The organism is Pseudochrobactrum asaccharolyticum (assembly GCF_003314995.1).
GTDB lineage: Bacteria > Pseudomonadota > Alphaproteobacteria > Rhizobiales > Rhizobiaceae > Pseudochrobactrum > Pseudochrobactrum asaccharolyticum.
This window is the reverse complement of record NZ_QNRH01000012.1, coordinates 50341-69998: the sequence shown is the minus strand read 5'-3', so window position 1 is coordinate 69998 and position 19658 is coordinate 50341. Positions and strand designations below refer to the sequence as shown.

Here is a 19658-nt window from a genome sequence, read left to right as displayed (position 1 = left end):
GCTGCCAATCTGCGCGGACGTCTTGGTGTCAGTCTGGACTATCAAAACTCATGGCAGAATGGCCAAGGCATGATGAACCGTTCTTATGTTTACGGCATTGCCAATCTCTATCATGAGTTTTTGGACGGCACCAAAGTTGATGTCAGCAATGTCAGTTTTTACAACAAAAGCGACCGCCTCTGGGCAGGTATCGGGCTTGGCAGCTCCTATAACTGGAACGACGACAAATACTCGCTCTATGGCGAAGGATCAGTCAATTCCAGCCTGAAAAACTTCGGAGACAGCTACTCATACAAGGGCACCATCGGCCTCCGCGTGAAGTGGTAATGACACGTAAAAAAACCGCCCGCAACTTGTATGTTACGGGCGGTTTTTCATTTCAACAAAACTACTTCTCAGAAGCTTCCGCCAACGCCGGAAAGCACAAAGAAGATAAGCATCGACAATATAGCCGCAGCCGGTACCGTGAATACCCAAGCCGCACCAATTGTCAGCACGTGAGAGCGTCGCACCAGTTTGCGGCGGCGGCGCTCTTCCGGCGCTATTTTCGGGCCATTTGTTGATTGATGAGCCTTTTTAAGACGACGCTCCGCATCCCATTCACGGAAAAAACCAACGCCAAAAATTGCACCAACAGCAATATGCGTTGAACTTACCGGCAATCCAAGCCAGCTGGCAGCAATAACTGTGATCGCGGCGGATAGGGCGACACAATAAGCGCGCATCGGGTTCAACTTAGTAATCTGGCTGCCAACAACACGGATCAGCTTCGGCCCGAACAAAAACAAACCAAAAGAGATACCCAATGCACCAATGCACATCACCCAAAACGGAATGCTGACATCTGAAGTGATCGAACCGGACTTGGCCACCTGCACAATAGCAGCCAGCGGCCCCACAGCATTTGCCACGTCATTTGCACCATGAGCAAAGCTCAGCAAAGCTGCAGAGAGCACAAGCGGCGCTCCGAACAAAACTTTCAGAGATTTATTGCGGTTCTCAAGTCCGGCAGATTGACGACGAATTACCGGCAACATAATGAGCCAGGTAACGACACCAAAAGCCAAACCGATCAGCATGGCAAGGTTCAGAGAAATCTTGACGACATGGCCAAGGCCTTTGACTGCGAGATAGGTCGCAAAAGTACCAGCCATGATACCCACCAAAACCGGCACCCATTTGCGGGCTGCAGTTATCTTATCATCCTGATAGATGATCCGCGCCTTGATAAACCACAGACAGCCCGCAGCAATCACTCCGCCCATAACAGGTGAAATAACCCAGCTCGCAGCAATGGCAATCATATTTTCCCAATTGACTGCCATAATGCCCGCACCGGCAATACCGGAGCCGACAACGCCTCCGACAACCGCATGGGTTGTTGACACAGGTGCACCAATCCATGTGGCAAGGTTAACCCACAAAGCAGCCGAAACCAGCGCAGCCATCATCGCCCAGATGAATGCGGTAGAGTTCCCCATAGCATCGGGTGCAATAATACCGGTCGCAACCGTGGAAACCACGTCAGCACCGGCAATAAAAGCACCGGCGCTCTCAAAAATCGCAGCAATCGCGATGGCGCCACCCATAGTCAGCGCATTGGCCCCAACAGCAGGCCCCATATTATTGGCAACATCATTCGCGCCGATATTCAACGCCATATAGGCACCGAACACTGCGACAATAATAATGATCAACGTGTTGCTTGCCTGTCCGAATGACAAAGCTGCAAGCAGGCCCGCAAGCAAGATAAAAATAAAACCAACGCTGGGACCAACCATCGGGCGCGCCATATAAGCTGTCGCGCGTTCCAAAGTTAAAAACCGTCCGAGGTCACGGTCTAATGTTTCCAAATGATCTGATTGTGAGCCGTTCTGAGCCATATCAATTCCATAATTTTTCAATGGCTGATTAAGCGGCTTTCACGAGCAATGCAACAAGATTACACCGTCCGGTAGCTTACGGCTTAAAGCTTGCACAACATGTTATGATTAATGTTAGGCCTCGGCATAAAAAACTGATTTGAGGTACGGTCCTCTTCATTTAATCCTGCGAACAGCCTTACCTGACAACCCCCGCAAATTATGAATTACCACGAAATCTGCCACTCCTTACCAACAACAAAAGCCTGCCATAGTAAATATTTATATTTTTAATTTATATCCTTAATTTAAATTCAAAAAATTTAACAAAATACTTTATTACATCAAAATTAAAATACCTAAAACCTATGAATTCATAATATGTTGACGATAAATGAGATTAGATGCTTATCTTGCAATCGTTAATCTGGTGGAGGAAATTACATATGCAAAAACATCTACTATCAGGACTTCTCGTTTCAGGTCTTATGATAATGCCTGCACTTGCACAGGATGCGGATAAGACAATAATTATTCATGCCGGAACCTTACTGGCTAATCCGGCAGACAAGCCACTCACCGATCAGTCGATTATCATTAAAAACAACAAGATTGAGGTTATCGAGGCAGGCTTTTCTCAACGCGAAGGAGCAAAAATAGTAGATTTAAGCAAGGCCTTCGTTATGCCCGGCATGATCGACAGCCATGTCCATATTACTTCACAACTGGCACCGGACGCGCGTCTCAAGCGTGTGGAAAATTCAGATGCAGACTGGGCGATGCAGGGGGCATTGCATGGCAAACGCACCTTAGAAGCAGGTTTCACAACAATTCAGGATCTCGGAGCTAGCGGTCAGGATGCTATCTTCGCGCTCAAAGAGGCATCCAAACGCAATGACTTGCCGCTACCGCGTATCCGCAGTGCAGGTTATGCCATTTCCGTCAGCGGCGGCCATGCGGATGGTCGTCAGGGCTATAATGACGATGTCGCGGAAGTCTTGCATAAAGATTCAATCTGCAACGGTGCAGATGATTGCCGCCGTGCCGCACGCGAACAAATTCGCAAAGGCGCTGATATTATCAAAATCACCGCGACCGGCGGGGTATTGTCAAACACTCTGGCAGGCTTCAACCAGCAGTTTACCAGCCCTGAGATTGAGGCAATCGTTGATGCGGCGAGCAGCATGGGACGTAAAGTAACCGCTCACGCCCATGGCTTGAACGGTATCAACTCCTCACTGGCATCCGGCGTCATGTCGATTGAGCATGGCACCTATCTGGATGACAGTTCCATTGCACTGTTTAAGGAAAAAGGCGCTTATCTGGTGCCAACAGTTATGGCCGGTGATTTTGTCGCCAGAACTGCCAAAGAAGCAAAATGGATGACAGAGCCACAGCGTATTAAATCACTGCAAGCCGGGCCGTTGATGCTGGATATGCTGCGCAAAGCCCATAAAGCCGGTGTTAAAATCGCCTTTGGTACTGATAGCGGTGTTTCTGTTCACGGCAATAATGCAACCGAGCTGGTACTGATGGTTGAAGCCGGAATGACCCCGCAGGAAGCCCTGCTCGCTGCGACAGTCAATGCGGCAACGCATATTGATATGATTGAAGAAATCGGCACGATTGAAAGCGGGAAACTCGCCGATATTATTGCAGTAGAAACCAATCCGCTGGATAATATCGAACAAATGCGCGATGTCGGCTTCGTTATGAAAGACGGCAATATCTACAAGTCAGAACTGTAAAAACTTAACACAAATGATCTTGTTGGCCGGATGGCCAACAAGATTACTATCCGCAACGAATGATGCAGTTTCAAGACTTCACGTCACGGATGTCGCCGTTCACAAGCATCAGAAACGCAGTGTCATACCGCCAATCACAGTACGACCACGACCGAATTTCTGCGGATCCATAAATTGCGCAGGCTTATAGGCTTTATTGGTAATATTCTCGATATTGACGAAGAAAGTTGCGTTTTCATTATATTTATAAGACGCATAAGCATCGGCCAGCATATAGCCTTCTACATCAATCAGCTGAGGCCCCATCGGCGGTTTTACTGCCTTGGTTTTACCGATACGACGCACCTGTCCGCCGATTGTCAATTTTTCATCGAGCGCACGGAAACCGGCATTAATAGTCACTGTATAATCCGGCAGACCGTTCAGCTCACCAATACCAAAGCCGTCTGACCACATACCATAGGGCAGATCAGTTGAGGTTTTTGAATAGGTAACACCGGCAAAAGCAAAGCCACTGTCATAATTCGTTTCTAATTCAAAACCTTTAATACGTGTTTTTCCTGTAATGTTGACGAATTGCAACATTGGCATATTTTTCATCGAGTAGGCCCCCGATGTGATGTAGTTTTCAACATCATTGTTAAAATAGTTCGCCTTCATGCGCAGTGCATCACCAGGAGCCAGCACATCCTTTTTCAGCACGTTCATACCGAATTCCCAGCCTTTACTGCTTTCACCTTCCAAGTCCGGATTAGGGCTGGTCGGATTTGGCGTTGCGCTATGTGCGCCGGGAAAGAAAGTCTCAGTGATAGTCGGCGGTCGGAAAGTTTTGGCATAGGTTGTGTAGAACTGCACACCATCGACAGGCGTCGCCGCGAACGTCACGCGTGGGTTAAAATGACTATCCGAGCGATCAGCATATTCCAGCACTGTCTGACGATCATTTTTTTTAACGACATCCCCTTGCAGCCGGAATGTATCATAATGGAAACCGGCAGTCAGATCGAACATTCCATAGGAGAGCGTAGCGTCCGCAAACAAGCTGCCGATACCAATTTTGCCATCGCCCGGACCACCTCTGCCCCATGACTGACCATTCGTCACATCATCATGATAATAAGCACCGCCATAAGTCAGTTTCAGTGCAATATCATTGCTCAGATCGGCATGGCTGCGATTGGTGACATCAATTCCCATCCCCTTGTCGCGCGTGAACTGACCGGCATATTTACCTCCAGAAAATCTGACCTGCGCATCATTATAATAAGCATTCACAGTCAGATCGATCAGATCATTATCCGGCGTATAGTCATAGCGCGCTGTATAGGTGTGATTGAGATAATCCTGCGGCTCTCCGCGAATGGTCGATTTGTTATTATACCATATACCGCCCAGCAGCAGCTTATGATCCTCGCCATGCCCCAGCTCCAGTTTAGCCAGTCCTGATTTTAAATCTTCTGCCTGATTACGATCCGTGAGACGCCGGCCATTATCATCCTCACCACCTTTCGGTGCGCCTGAATCACGGCGATTGAACGCTCCCATAATACCGGTGCCGTTTTCTGCCCGCATACCGGCAGCGGCCATGGTTGACCAGTCATAAGCATTATTACCATATTTGATTGTCGATAGGGCGCCGTAAGATTTGCCCGGCAAAATAACATCATCAATACCAAGTGTACGGAAATTGGCAGCACCACCTAATGCCCCCACTCCTGCTGCGCCGCTCAGCGACCCGCGCCCCATATCCAGACCTGCAAGCAGATCACTGTCAATAAATGCGGAGCCGCCGGAGACACCATGCCCCATAACCCGAATATTTTGCCTCGCGCCATCAATCATCATATTGACGCGCCCATAACCTTCCATGCCGCGAATATTCACCGCAACACCGGCGCCCGACATCGCCTTACGCGTAAAAGTACCGGCTGAAGAGCGGATCGCAGCATCCAGATTACCGGCATTCTTTTCCCCAAGCGTTTGCGCATCTACTGAAGTCACTGCAGCCGTTGTCTGATAGGGTGCATTTTTACCTGCAACTAATCCGCTGACAGAACGATTACCGGTCTGGATTGTAATCACATCAAGCTGCACACCGGCATCTGTCGCCTGATCCGTATTGGTCGTGCTTTGACGAACGAGTGTGAAGGAACGTGGATCATTACGCTGATAAAAATAACCGGTGCCGCGTAACATTTGTGACAGGGCTTCTTCCACAGTCAGGCTACCTTTGACCGGAGAAGACTGAATACCGGCAGCAAATGCACCGTCCGCCAAAATGTTAATGCCTGTCTGCGCGGAAAAACGAACAATTGTAGAAGAGAGAGGTTGCGATGCAAGGGAAAAATCCCGCCTCATCCCAAGCGATACTGTACTGGTTTCGCGATTTTGCGCATAAGCCGGAAACGGGGACAAAGCAATTATTGCCACAGAACAAACCCAAAGATGCGGGCGCAAGATCATAGATCGGGCATATTTTACACGTTTTACAGGCAATGGCATTGGATAACTCCGGATCAGCAAACAGGTTCTGACTGTAAGACGGAAAGCCAATGCGTTTTTCTGATAAATATATTCATATTTTTATATTAATTTCCAAGGAACTGATTTTTCTTACTAAAATCAGTTCCTTGGACTCAGGCGCTATATAACAATGTGCCCCAAAACGGTATGTGACGGGTTTCCAGCAACAAGGACTGTTTGAGCTGCGGCAGGATATTATCGATATCCTGAATATTCACAATTAATGTCACAGGACGTTGTGCAAGCTGTCTGTCTATCACTCGCAGGCGTGTTGAAGACCAGCGGTTCAACACGTGCACGACATCTCCCAAAGGTTTATCGATAAAGACCAGTCTGCCTTCCAGCCATGATAATTCAACCTGAGCATCCGCTTTTTGCCGGACACTTATTTCATCCTGTTCATAAGTGAGCTTTTCACCCGCGCGTAAAACCTGTGATTGTGTCGCATAATCAACTTGCACAGCATGTTCGGTTACCAAAACTTCGGCCTGATCGCCAGACAAAGCAATATTAAATTTAGTGCCAAGTGCTGTCACCCGACCCGAGGCGGCATAAACACTGAATGGTATATTACCACGTGCAACACTAAAATAAGCCTCGCCGGAATGCAGAATAATATCCCGTTGTGCAGAACTAAATTTAACAGACAGTGCTGTCCCGCCAGACATGCGGATTTGTGAGCCATCCTTCAGAACAATCAGCCGGTTCTCACCATTTGCAGTCTCAAAATCCGGCGCTGCACTCCTCAGGAGACCATAGCTTCCTAAACCTGCCACCGCGAGCAATGTCAATTTACCAAAGTCGCGCCGGCTAATGCGGTGCTTTTTCCGGCGCTGCTGCATTGCATGTATTTGTGTGGCTCCGACCCACAGTTTTTGCACCTTTTCATAAGCCTGCGCATTTTCCGGCGCCTCAGTCAACCAATGACAATGTGCAGCAATTATCTCTTTACTGGCAGTGCCATCACTGAGCAGAGTAAACCACTCAATTGCCCGGCACACAGAAGGCTCAAGTGCCTTCTCCGCATCAAAACTCCATTGCGCTTCGTCGTCACTCTGCGGATCAAAGGTCATTTTGCACACTCTGCACGCTCAGCATCCGCCTCATTTAAGCGATATTGCAGATGCATAATCACACGGCTCATTTGGCTATAAACCGTCTGCAAAGGCATTTGCAGGGCTTGTGCAATTTCAGCAAATTTTATGCCCTCAAGCCTCATCAAATATATTTGGCGCGGAATGTCAGGCACTTCTGACAAGGCTTTTTCAAGAATACGTATCAGTTCTGCATTAATCAAAATCTCATCAGCCAGAGGAGACGGATCAGCCAGTATCTCACTGATTAAACCCGGATCACCGGCAAGCGGATTAAGTTTCTGGCTGCGAGCCCAATCAATTTGCAGATTGGCTGCAACCCGAAAAAGATAAGCTCTTTGATTTTCAGGGAGTGTTTTCAGTCTGTTTTTACGTTCAGCGACCAGTAAACGTAAAAATGTTTCCTGCGTTAAATCTGCGGCCACATCCTGCGCTGCCCCGCGGCGGCGCAAGAATCGCTGTAATTCTGTACTGTAACTCTTAAAAAGATTAACAAAATTCAGCATGATAAATCAAACAACGGCTACATCATCAAAACAACATTTCCCGTATTAAATATGATTTATTTAGTCAAGATATTTCATCTAAATATCTTGACTAAATACCCGACATGACGGATAAAGCCTGCGGTTCGAGGCACCTGCCGCCCGCGGATAATTCCAAGGTGAAGTCCTCGCTGTTAAAGTCACAGCCCTTTAAGGCATGCTGGCTGGCGGTAATGCGGGCTCCGTATTCAAGCGTAATCGCGTGCCTTAGAAAAAGGCTAATCCTATGTCGGCACAATATCCGCCCATAGATGAATTAAAACTGCAAGCACGGCGTCTGCGTCAGGCCATGAACGATCATGGTGATGCCATCAGTCACAGTACCGCGCTGGAACTCATTGCCAAGCAATATGGCATGCGTGACTGGAACACCCTCTCAGCACTTGCAGCAAAAATGAGCAATGATACCAAACTTCCTCTCGTGATTGGCGCGACCATCAGCGGACGCTATCTCAATCAGGCTTTTACCGGCAAAATCCTCACAATCACTGAACGCTCTGACGGATTATACGAAATATCAATCCATTTCGATAAACCCGTTGATGTCGTCACTTTTGAGAGCTTTTCTGCTTTTCGCCAGCGTATTACCGCCCTCGTCGATCACACCGGTATCTCACCACGCAAAACATCGAACGGCTTGTCACAGTTAATACTGGACATCTGATATAATCTGCCCTGCCCTCAACGGAGCAGGGCAACATCATTGCCTGCCGGTTCATCCACATCAAAACCACATCACACCCAACAAATTATTAGAACATAACTCCCAAAAGCCAGACGATTTCTGCTATGGAACCAGACAAGGCTTTGGTTCAAAATTCAAAGTCATTCTGTCTCAGGAGTTTCAAATGTATTCTGATATCGAAATCTCGCGCGCGGCACATAAACGTCCGATAACTGAAATTGCTGCAAAGCTGGGTCTCGATCTGAATGACTTACTGCCTTACGGCCATGACAAAGCAAAACTTACCCATGCGACGGTCGACCGGTTAAAAGACAAGCCTAAGGGCAAACTCATTCTGGTGACCTCGATCAATCCGACGCCTGCCGGAGAAGGTAAAACAACGACCTCGGTAGGTCTTGGCGATGCCCTCAACAGAATAGGCAAAAAAACGGTTATCTGCCTTCGTGAGCCAAGTCTCGGACCCAATTTCGGCATGAAGGGTGGTGCCGCTGGCGGCGGATATTCTCAGGTTGTGCCAATGGAGGATATCAACCTTCATTTTACCGGTGATTTTCACGCTATCAGTAGTGCCCATAATCTGCTCTCGGCTATGATTGATAACCACATTCATTGGGGCAATGCTTTGCGGTTCGATACACGTCGCGTTACATGGCGCCGCGTCGTTGACATGAATGACCGTGCATTGCGCAATATCAATGTGGCTCTTGGCGGCCCGTCCAACGGTTACCCGCGCGAGTCCGGCTTTGATATTTCTGTTGCATCCGAGGTCATGGCAATTCTCTGTCTTGCCAATGACCTTGCCGATCTTCAGTCGCGTTTAGCTCGCATCATTGTGGGCTATAATCTTGACAAGCAACCGATCACAGCCGCTCATCTGAATGCAGACGGTGCCATGACTGTGCTGCTCAAAGACGCTTTACAGCCCAATCTGGTACAAACAATCGAAAACAATCCTGTTCTCATCCATGGCGGGCCATTCGCTAATATTGCACATGGGTGTAACAGTGTTATCGCAACCAGAACCGGTCTGGCTCTTGCCGATTATGTCGTGACCGAAGCAGGTTTTGGTGCCGATCTTGGCGCAGAGAAATTCTTCAACATCAAATGCCGTAAAGCAGGTCTCAGCCCTGATGCGGTGGTCGTTGTAGCTACGATCCGCGCGCTTAAAATGAATGGCGGCGTTGCGAAAAGCGATCTGGGGATTGGCAATACGGCGGCACTGAAAGCAGGTAGCGTCAATCTCGTCCGCCACATTCAGAACGTGCAGAAATTTGGCCTGCCGGTTGTCGTCGCGATCAACCATTTTGTGACTGATACCGATGAGGAAATCACTATCCTTAATGAAGTTTGCACTGGATTGGGCGTCAAAGCCATTCTTTGCAAACATTGGTCTGAAGGCGGCGCAGGTGCAGAAGACCTTGCCCACGCAGTTGCAGAACTCGCCGATACCAATACGGCTCAGTTGCAATTGCTTTACGCAGATAACATTCCTCTGCTGGAGAAGATTCAGACAGTCGCTCAGGAAATTTATGGCGCAGCGCAGGTCAGCATTGAGCCTGAAGTTCTGAAACAACTTGAGCAATGGGAAAAGGCCGGTTTTGGCAATTTCCCTGTCTGCATGGCAAAAACCCAATATAGTTTTTCGGCTGATCCGACAGCTTTGGGCGCCCCTTCAGGACATACAATTCCTGTCCGTGAAGTCAGATTGTCTGCGGGTGCAGGCTTCATCATAGCGATCTGCGGCAGCATCATGACAATGCCGGGTCTGCCACGTGTGCCTTCAGCGGAAAAAATCAACCTGAACACCAACGGGGAAATTCAGGGACTTTCTTAAGCCCCCCTCGCCCCATAACACAGCCCTGTAACACCGGAGAGAGCACAGTTTAAAGCAACTTCTCCGGTCGTTTACTTGCTCAACAGGGTTCAAATCTTAGAGCGTGTCGCGCTTAATCGCACTCATGGCGCTCGCTCTAGATTTTTTAATTGTCGCATGTTCGCGAACGTTAAATGAATCCATTTAACAGCGACATGCTTTAGAAAACTTGCTATCAGCGCCCGAAAATCGACCAGCCCATACGGCGGCACAGGAGTTCCAGAGCGCGGGTGCCAAGCAATGAGTTGCCGTGCTGGTTCAGCCCCGGTGACCAGACCGCAATGGATGCTATACCCGGCACTGTTGCGAGAATTCCGCCGCCAACACCACTTTTTGCAGGCACGCCAACACGAAATGCAAAATCGCCTGAACCATCATAGTGACCACAGGTCATCATCAGCGCATTAATACGCAATGCCCGCTCTACACTAACGATACGGTGGTTGCTGATCGGATTGCGGCCGGAGGCAGAGAGGAACAGCCCTGCACAGGCAAGCTGCTCACAGGACATCGCCAAGGCACATTGATGGTGATACACGCCCAAAACATGCGGCGGCAAATTGTCGAGGTTTTTGTTGGCCTTCAGCAAATTGGCCAGTGCTGCATTGTTGAAACCGGTGCGGTCTTCAGCCTTTGCAACCACTTCATCAATATAGATATCATCATCTTCGGCAATCGACTGCACAAAGCGTACAATCTCACCGATCGTCTCACGCGGTTGATGTGAGCTCAGCAGAATATCTGAAATCACAATTGCACCAGCATTGATGAACGGATTGCGCGGCATTCCCTTTTCCAGCTCTAGCAAAATGCTCGAGTTAAAAGGATCACCCGATGGTTCACGGCCGACACGATGCCAGATCGCATCACCTCTTTTGCCCAGAGCCAATGTCAGAGCGAACACCTTTGAAATGCTTTGAATAGAGAATTTTTCTTGTGCATCGCCGGCAGAGATCAGCGTGCCGTCATGCAGCATCACTGCGATGCCGAATTTTGCAGGGTCAACCTGCGCAAGCGGCGGAATATAGTCAGCTACTTTTCCGCGCGTTGTTGCGTTTTTAAGTTCAACCTCAATTTCATTGAGCACGGCGCGTAAACGCTGTTTCAAATCTGCACCTTCGGAATGCCGCAACTGCGTATCAATAATATAAAAGCAAAAGTGAGCGTTTTTACGCCCACCCCTGCCTGTTCGACAGAATGGCTAAACAATGCCAGCCATTCTGTCTATTCTCAAATGCGCGATCTTTTAACGTTTAACGTCAAAATTGCGGGTTTCCGGCATCATAAACATCGCAATAAGCGAAATGATACTGGTTGCAACCACATAATAAGCCGGTGCAACAGCGCCGAAAATATCAATCAGCCATGTGATGACAAACTGTGTTGTACCACCGAACAGCGTCGCGCCGATCGCATAGATCAAGGAAACACCGGTAGCACGCAGAGCAATCGGCATCATTTCCGGAATGGCGACAAGGCTTGCGGCACCGGTCATGGAAGTGAGCAAAGTAATTGCGGCAGTTACCAGCAGCAGCACGGCCGGATCTTTGGATTCCGCCAGCCAGAAGAACAGCGGAATAATCACGATCATCAGAACGATACGCGGCCAGATCATCACACCCTTACGGCCATATTTATCCGCAAGATAACCGGCAACCAGAGCGAAGATGAAGGTCATTGTACCGCCAAGCACAGTTCCGGCCTGTGCAAGAATGGCAGGCAGTTTCAATGTCTGAATGGCATAGGTGGTCATATAGTTACCAACCTGCGTCGACACTGTAGTCGCGATCATCACCAGAATACCAAGCACCAGATAACGGGTGTGGTTGGTGAAAACTGAGGTCACGATCTGTGTACCGGTTTTATCGCTTGGCGTTTCCAGTGTTTCCGGCAATGCGCGGCGGATATAAAGTGCAATAGGAATAAGCGCCAGCGATACGAGGAACGGAATACGCCAGCCCCATGACACCAGATCTTCATGCGGCAGATACCAGGAAACCAGCACGCCCATCAGACCACCGGCCACAACAGCAATACCCTGACTGGCGATCTGCCAGCTGGCATAAAGACCACGCTTGTCGCGCGGAGCTGCTTCAATCAGCATAGCCGATGCCGGTCCGACTTCACCGCCGAGTGCCAGACCCTGCAAGAGGCGACACATCAAAACGATAATCGGCGCAGCAATACCAATTGTTTCATAACTTGGCGTTGCAGCCAGACCCAAGGTACCGACAGTAATCAGCGTCACGGTCAGGATCATCGCAGCACGACGGCCTGCTTTATCCGCAAAAGCACCGATCAGAACACCGCCAAGCGGACGGGTGAAAAAGCCCACGCCGAAAACAGCAACAGACGCCAGCAGGCTTGCAGTTTCGCTGCCCAGCGGGAAGAAGGTCTGCCCGATATAGACCGCAAAAAACGAATAAACGATAAAATCGTAGAATTCGAGGGCATTACCGGCAACAGCCGCGGCAATGGCCTTAACCGGTGGTTTTTCCGACTTTTCAGGCACATTGCCCGAAGCCGTATGCGGCGCATGCATTGCACTGGCGCTCATGGTTATCCTCCAACAGATATAATAATTTTAGTCTTTACGGCCTAATTTGCCGTTCAGGTACTCTTCCGTCAGGGCAACCCAATAGGCGGCTCCCTCAACGATATTTGCGTCATTAAAATCAAAACCGTCATTATGCAGCGCACGGCTGACAGGCCCCGGCTGATCACCATTGCCGAGGAAAATGTATGAACCGGCGCATTTTTCGAGCATGAATGCGAAATCTTCACTGCCGGTCATCGGCATTGTCTGGGCAACATAGTTACCCTCCACGGCAAACCTCTTGCCAACCTGTCGGGCGAATGCTGTTTCTTCAGAAGAATTCTGCAAGGCAGGATAGCCGCGGCAATAATCAATCTCGACTGTCACGCCGAGACTCTGCGCCTGCGTCGCAACCAGATCACGAATTCTGTCTTCAAGCAGATCACGAACTTCCGGCTTGAAGCAGCGAACAGTCAGTTCAATGCGTGCATTTTCAGGGATCACATTATTCGCAATACCGGCCTGCATCACACCGACAGTCACCACGGCGGCATCCAGCGGATTAACATTACGGGCAACAACGGTCTGCAATGCCATCACGATAGCGGCCGTTGCAACAATCGGATCGGCTGTTGTATGCGGCTGCGCACCATGACCGCCACGACCGGTGATCTTAATCGAAACACTGTCGGACGATGCCATCATCGCACCATCATAGAACTGCAACTGACCCTGCGGTGAGCCCGGCATATTGTGGATACCAAAGACGGCATCGCACGGGAATTTTTCAAACAAACCGTCGGCAACCATACGGGCCGCACCACTGTCCGGACGGCCATATTCTTCGGCAGGCTGGAAAATCAGATTAACAGTGCCATTGAAATTGCGACGCTCAGCCAGTGCCTTTGCAGCGGCGAGCAACATTGTTGTGTGACCGTCATGACCGCAGGCATGCATCACGCCGGTATTGACGCTGGCATAAGGCAGACCGGTTGCTTCCAAAATCGGCAGCGCATCCATATCGGCACGCAGACCAATTGCTGTTGAGCCTTCACCATTGCGTAATTGTCCGACGATGCCGGTTGTGCCGATATTGCGCTCAACCGTGTAGCCCCATTTTTCTAAAAGATCTGCGACTATGCCGCCGGTTCTGATTTCTTTAAATGCCAGTTCCGGGTGCTGGTGCAGGTCGCGTCGAAGCGCCGTAAATTCCTCAACATCACGTTCTATCAGTGCTCTGATGTCGTTCATGATTGCACCCTCCTAGATTTCAAAACCATTTCTGATGTTAGCTACGGGTTGCATTTTCATTTGTCCAATGCATAGTAAATTTGATAATCATGCATAGAGCGCATACCAGTTTAGGAAAATTTCATGAACATCCAGCAATTACGACATTTTATTGCGCTTGCTGAGAAAGGTTCATTCACTCGCGCTGCGGAACACGCAAACCTGACGCAACCGGCTTTATCGCGCAGTATTGCGCAACTGGAATCAGAACTGGGAATGAAGCTCGTCGACCGCATCGGAAAACGGTGCGAAGTGACCGCCTTCGGAAATGTGGTTCTTGATCATGCGCGCAGAGTTCTGTTTGAAACAGAAGAGCTCTACCGCGTCGTCAAACAGCAGCATGAAGGCAGTGCCGGACGAATACGCATTGGCTTAGGCTCCACACCAAGCGCCCTGCTCACGGCACCATTGCTCAGCCGCTTTTCAACCACCAATCCGTCTCTGCATATTTTGCTGATGCGCGGCTCTATTCCGCTGCAAGTGCAGGCTCTGCGCGACAGAACACTGGATATGCTGGTGGTTGAAATCAGAGGTGTATCGGTGACCGCAGACCTGCATATTGAAATGTTGCCGGCACTGCGCACAGGCTTTCTTGTCAGTCAGGGCCACCCTTTATTGCAGCAACAGCAGGTCAAATTCTCTGATCTGCGCCCATGGCCGCTGGCCACAACCATTCTGGCACCGGAGCAAATCCGTAATATGATTGCAATCTACGGGCCGGAAGCTCACCCCGATGAAAGCGTTACCTTTCACTCCGATGCAATTGACGGCTTGCTGCAAACGACACTCAGCAGCCAGACAGTCTATTACGGTGTTATCGCTCCCGCACATGACCTGATCACATCAGGACAACTGGTCGAGGTGCCTGTGCGCCCTGTCTCGGATACCTCGCAATTTGCGATTATCCGCCTGTCAGGACGTTCCCAGCCGCCGATGTTTTCGATTTTGCGGCACCTTATTCGTGAAAGAATGGCAGAATGGAGCATTATCTGAAGGCTTCAGATAAATGATCGTTGTGACTGACACCGCTTTTATCGTCAGCGGTGTCAGACAAAAATCAGAATTTCACACTCAGATTAGCATTCACACTATTCTGGGTCAGTCCTGAACCGAATTGTCCCTGATAGCTTAGTCCAAGCATCGTAGCCGGATTAAGCTGCACATCAAAACCGGTTTCAATGAGCGCTGCATCGCGCGCAATTGAGGTTCCGAACGAGGTGAAAGTCGCTGATGTTCCGACAAAACCGGCTGTTGCGGCAGGAGTGACATCACCATAAGCATGGCGCCAGCCAAGATCGGCGCGCGCGGTGCTTACAAAACCACCAAGGTCAAAACCGGCGGAAACACGCATACCCAATGTTGAGAGGGTTGTATCCATGGTGCCGGAGCGAACGGACAGAGCTGCGCCATTCAAGCCTTTTTCATCAAAACCATCACTGCGTACATGAATATAAGCAATATTAGCGTAAGGCTCGATGAGTGAATGCTCGTCTAGATTGAGCTTATAGCCTGCCTCACCAAAAATCTGGAACGTGCCTGCATGATAATCAGCTGAGAGTTTATCGCTAAAATCCGCGAAAGCGACGGAACGGCTCATCTCCACATTATGCCATGAATAGGCCAGACCTGCGCGCAAGCCGATTGCTCCTCCGGCAGTCGCCCATTCTGTTCCGCTATAAGCACCGAGTGTATAATTATCGCTGGCACCGGAAGCGCTGCGCTCTCCGGTCTTAAACGTGGAACGGCTATAACCGGCCAGTACACCCAGCCGCCAATTATCATAAACTGCCGCATCTATACCGGTTGTGAAACCGCCGAGCGTTGATTTTGTACGCGCTGTATTGCTGTCACCGGACTGGCTTGCCCAGCTGCCATAGACAGAACCCCAAGCTGTATAGCGGCTCAGGTCGTCCTTGCTGATTGCCTCAGGTGCGATCGCTTGAATAGCGCTGGCAGCCGCTTTCGGTTGCGCAGCAGGTGCAAAACTCATAGCGGAAACAGCTGTCGAAGCTGTGCCACCAAAAGCCTGTTGCAGACGATTATTGACAGCAGAACGCGTGGCACCACTCGCATTAGCTAATACACCTGTAGCCGAAGCATATGCCTCGCCAGATAATAGCGGCAGGGCTGACCGAATATCTGAGCCATTGATCGCAGAAAAATCCATTGCTGCAATGACATCATGCAAACTTGCAGTGCCCTGCCGCGCAGCAGCGTCAATCGCCAAGCCCACCCCATAACCATTTATATTATCAGCATATCGTGAATAAGCATCATTCTGGCGGCCTAATCTAATTGTAAAGCTCAGCGGACTATTAGCAGACACCGTCGCACTCAGTGTCGGCGATGCGAGCGCGGTAAAGGCGTCCGTAAATCCGCCATTGATCGCATTCGCCTGCAGCCACTGATCAGAAGTGATCGTAAAGCCGTTTTGATAAAAACCCTGCACCGGTGCAAAAGCTATTTCACCCGTTATATCTGAACGACCCGTGACAATCAGGCTGCTAATCTGCTTTTCGTTGTTAAAGGCAAATTGCATCCGGCCATCTTGGCTCTGCGTGTAATCGCCATTAACGGTAATTGCACCGCCAATCAGAGATGAATAAAGCTTACCATGATTGGTAAAATAACGCCCATTAGCGATCGTGTACTCACCGGAACCAGCGAGTATCGTGCCTTTGTTCACAATAACTTCATGGAGATCATGATTACCTGTCAGGACAGATTTGCCACCTGAGAACTGCAAGGAAATATTTTTCCCTATAATATCGTCAGCATAGCTAATCCTGAAATTTTCATCTGTCTGAGACGTAACCCGCCCTTGACTGTCGGCCATCAGACCGAAGCGCAACTGGGTCAGACGCAGATTATTATCCTCGTCGCGCTCTGCGTAATCGGAAATAATATTACCGGTAATGCTCGCACCCTGCATGACATTAATCTGATCAACATAGGCATTTTCAGACATGAATATAGCTGCCTGACGCCCCGCAACGCGGCCGGTCAAATCAAAATTTGAAACCAAAGCCCCGTTCAGTTCCTGATAAATGGTATTATACTGATCCTGCAATGATGGTTCGAGTTCAAGAATATAAGAACCACGATAGCCGGTCGCATCACCACGCGCATTATGGCCAAAGTCAAAACTGACTGCGATGCCGTTTTCACCCAGCGCTTGCACATCACCGCGGTGGGTTAAGGTGTGATCCTTACCATAAGCAAACATAATACCGCGGCCATTCGCACCATCGGCATAGACCCGCACATCAGATGCAATGATCAGATTATTACCTTCACCATCAACACGAATACCACCACCGCCTGCACCCGCAGACAATAAATCTGCACTCTGGGTAATGGTGTTGTGACTACCATAGACATGCAGCCCTAAACCCAAAGTGGCAGTATTATAAGTGTTGGCGATATAAGCAGTGCCTTCTGCATTTCGTGCAAAATATGGGTTGTTATTGATTATGATCTGACCATCGCCATAAACGGAATTGCCATAAAAATTACGCCGGTCGATTGTGTAGCCGATATCCTGCAATGCTGCGAGTTCGGCTTCCATCAAAGTGCTGTAATTGCGATAATACTGATGGCTCATCAAACCGTTTTTCAGTTCGATATGGCTGAAAAGCGGTGAATCTATTGGTCCGTAATCAGTCGCCACCCTCATAGGCAGCCCCTTCATCGCCCCATTCAGTACTTCGCTCACATGCGTACCGGTAAAATAGGCCTGATCTTTCCGGACATCGAATGTATCCAGTCCGAGCTCTTCCGGAGGTACAGCGCAAATATTGCACAGAATAATCTGGTTAGGAGCAGCTGCTTTGTCGTTATCATCACGCAGATGTGCACTCCAACGGTTAAACCCGTTGGTAAAGGCTAGTATCGGCGCTCCCTCTTCGTCGTCGTCAATATAATAAGCATTTGCGCCGATACCAAGAGCATGCCCGATTTCATGAATGAGCACTGTGCCGAGAGATGTTTCACTGGTGAGGGCTATATGAGATGGCGTATATGGAGCTTCCGACCAGTCCATCGTGCCGACTTTGTCCGCAACCATAATATAGCCATGGGAACCATAACTCAGGTTCGTATAATATTGATTGGTCAATGCCGCTTGCACTGTCGTCGGGGCACCATCCTGCATAGTGGAATTATGGCTTGAGGCGGCGGCCCCGTAAGGGCCAATAACTGTACCTACATTAAGTATGGCCGGATTTTTCCCCGAAACCAATTTAATAAGTTCCGACCAATATTGTGTCGCATCAATGATCTGACTTTTATGTAAATCACTCAAATTCCAGGTTGATTGGGCATTATCACCATAAAAACCATCACCAACATCAAAAAAGCGCAGAGTAATAAAAGGGTTGCCTTGCGGATCATTCACGATATGAGGGGTAATCGCTGCGGACGGAGTGACCATTACCCCGCATAGTAAACCTGTCGACAGGCAAGTTGACATGGTCAGTTTGACGATCAATCCGGATGTCATTATTTCCCCCCTCCAATGCGGCAACGCAACAGTTTCCAGCTTCACCTATGTAACGAAGTTGTAAAATGCGCTATCCCCCAGAACTGGGTGTTTTGGGTGTAAACCTCTCATCCGGCAGATATAAATTCTATTTACACGTCACTTTTTCCAGACATGTTTCACCTTCTGGCTTGTATGTAACCGATCGCACGACGCCAGCGTATCCTGATATCAAACAATATAATAGTATCCAAAACCTATGGCAGAATAGCCATGCCCGCTGCGCCAGCAATTTTACGCTGTCAAATATAGCAGCTTAAAAAAATCACCTAAGTTATTATGTTTTTAATGTGATACCTAATAACCAATATTTTTTGTTTATATTTTATCGTTTTTATCTAAATTTGGAGATATAAATGCAAGTATCGAAGGTTGCGCCTTATAACCCACTGGGCACGTCCCATGATCCTGTTACTGCTTTTACCAAAAAAGCAAATTCCGAAATTCAGGATATTAGTTGTCTTATTGAAGATGCACAGATGCTTTCCAATAAAATCATCGGAATTGTTGCGGCTATTATCGGAGATACACCACTCAATACCAGCAGTAGTCCTAAAGCAATACCGTTAGGCGTGCTTAATCAGTTGGTTGACCGTTCCCGCCATGTACGTACAGATATAAAAAGTGCAGGCGATGCACTTGATCGTCTGGCCAACTCTTTTGGCCTATAACTTCATCCATACATTGGGGTTCATTGAATATATTTAAACTTAATTTCAATGAACCCAATTTAGATCATGAGTGCTCAACACACTAGATGCAGATCCGTTCTTTGAACAAAATCATACATTTGATATAGTCAGCGTTACACCAGCTTTTGAAATTAACACTATCAGAACAGCATCCTGATCTCGGATTGATATTGCTAACGCCAACGCAAATATGATTGGATGTATACAATAAAATAAATTCAAGACCTCTTTAACAGAAGTCTTGAATTTTCATTTTAATACAAAAACAAC

General features: G+C 48.7%; 14 protein-coding genes. 6 read left to right on the top strand and 8 right to left on the bottom strand.

Going from position 1 to position 19658, the window contains the following annotated elements:
- Positions 1-327, top strand: a 327-nt coding sequence (locus tag DFR47_RS19555; RefSeq protein ID WP_113946189.1) for an autotransporter outer membrane beta-barrel domain-containing protein, incomplete at its 5' end; no start/stop codon positions are given.
- Positions 328-395: 68 nt separating this feature from the next.
- On the opposite strand, the gene DFR47_RS19550 is transcribed toward DFR47_RS19555, so the two are convergent.
- Positions 396-1883 (bottom strand): inorganic phosphate transporter, encoded by a 1488-nt coding sequence (locus DFR47_RS19550; RefSeq protein ID WP_113946188.1) that lies wholly within the window; start codon positions 1881-1883, stop codon positions 396-398.
- A 473-nt stretch (positions 1884-2356) separates the two neighbouring features.
- Here DFR47_RS19550 and DFR47_RS19545 point away from each other — a divergent pair, with 473 nt between their 5' ends.
- On the top strand, positions 2357-3610 hold the full coding sequence (locus DFR47_RS19545; RefSeq protein ID WP_210207351.1) for a metal-dependent hydrolase family protein: 1254 nt from the start codon (positions 2357-2359) through the stop codon (positions 3608-3610).
- A gap of 108 nt (positions 3611-3718) precedes the next feature.
- Here DFR47_RS19545 and DFR47_RS19540 read toward each other — a convergent pair whose 3' ends face one another.
- The 3 genes from DFR47_RS19540 to DFR47_RS19530 form a co-directional block, all read right to left on the bottom strand.
- A complete protein-coding gene (locus DFR47_RS19540) occupies positions 3719-6112 on the bottom strand; it encodes a TonB-dependent receptor (RefSeq protein WP_113946186.1) in 2394 nt (797 codons plus the stop codon).
- A gap of 134 nt (positions 6113-6246) precedes the next feature.
- On the bottom strand, positions 6247-7206 hold the full coding sequence (locus tag DFR47_RS19535; RefSeq protein ID WP_113946185.1) for a FecR family protein: 960 nt from the start codon (positions 7204-7206) through the stop codon (positions 6247-6249).
- Entirely contained in the window at positions 7203-7733 is a 531-nt protein-coding gene (locus DFR47_RS19530) for an RNA polymerase sigma factor (protein WP_113946184.1), read from the bottom strand. The genes DFR47_RS19535 and DFR47_RS19530 overlap by 4 nt, the downstream gene beginning before the upstream one ends.
- A gap of 265 nt (positions 7734-7998) precedes the next feature.
- Between DFR47_RS19530 and DFR47_RS19525 the strand changes: the two genes are divergently transcribed.
- Positions 7999-8436, top strand: coding sequence for a glyoxalase superfamily protein (locus DFR47_RS19525; protein WP_113946183.1), 438 nt, complete (start codon positions 7999-8001; stop codon positions 8434-8436).
- Between the two features lie 184 nt (positions 8437-8620).
- A complete protein-coding gene (locus tag DFR47_RS19520; protein WP_113946182.1) occupies positions 8621-10291 on the top strand; it encodes a formate--tetrahydrofolate ligase in 1671 nt (556 codons plus the stop codon).
- A 214-nt stretch (positions 10292-10505) separates the two neighbouring features.
- Here DFR47_RS19520 and DFR47_RS19515 read toward each other — a convergent pair whose 3' ends face one another.
- The 3 genes from DFR47_RS19515 to DFR47_RS19505 all read right to left on the bottom strand — a co-directional run bounded on the left by DFR47_RS19515 (position 10506) and on the right by DFR47_RS19505 (position 14117).
- Positions 10506-11438 (bottom strand): glutaminase, encoded by a 933-nt coding sequence (locus tag DFR47_RS19515; RefSeq protein ID WP_113946197.1) that lies wholly within the window; start codon positions 11436-11438, stop codon positions 10506-10508.
- 138 nt (positions 11439-11576) lie between these two features.
- The gene (locus DFR47_RS19510; RefSeq protein ID WP_113946181.1) at positions 11577-12887 is read right to left on the bottom strand and encodes an MFS transporter; all 1311 of its coding nucleotides are present in this window, start codon (positions 12885-12887) and stop codon (positions 11577-11579) included.
- A gap of 27 nt (positions 12888-12914) precedes the next feature.
- Complete coding sequence (locus DFR47_RS19505) at positions 12915-14117, bottom strand: M20 aminoacylase family protein (RefSeq protein WP_113946180.1); 1203 nt, start codon at positions 14115-14117, stop codon at positions 12915-12917.
- 123 nt (positions 14118-14240) lie between these two features.
- Between DFR47_RS19505 and DFR47_RS19500 the strand changes: the two genes are divergently transcribed.
- Positions 14241-15149, top strand: coding sequence for a LysR family transcriptional regulator (locus DFR47_RS19500; RefSeq protein ID WP_113946179.1), 909 nt, complete (start codon positions 14241-14243; stop codon positions 15147-15149).
- A 64-nt stretch (positions 15150-15213) separates the two neighbouring features.
- Here DFR47_RS19500 and DFR47_RS19495 read toward each other — a convergent pair whose 3' ends face one another.
- Positions 15214-18657, bottom strand: coding sequence for an autotransporter family protein (locus DFR47_RS19495; protein ID WP_245416654.1), 3444 nt, complete (start codon positions 18655-18657; stop codon positions 15214-15216).
- A 395-nt stretch (positions 18658-19052) separates the two neighbouring features.
- On the opposite strand from DFR47_RS19495, the gene DFR47_RS19490 reads away from it, so the two are divergent.
- Positions 19053-19367 carry a hypothetical protein gene (locus DFR47_RS19490; RefSeq protein ID WP_113946178.1) on the top strand — a complete coding sequence of 105 codons (315 nt, stop codon included), beginning with the start codon at positions 19053-19055 and terminating at the stop codon, positions 19365-19367.
- Positions 19368-19658 lie beyond the last annotated feature (291 nt).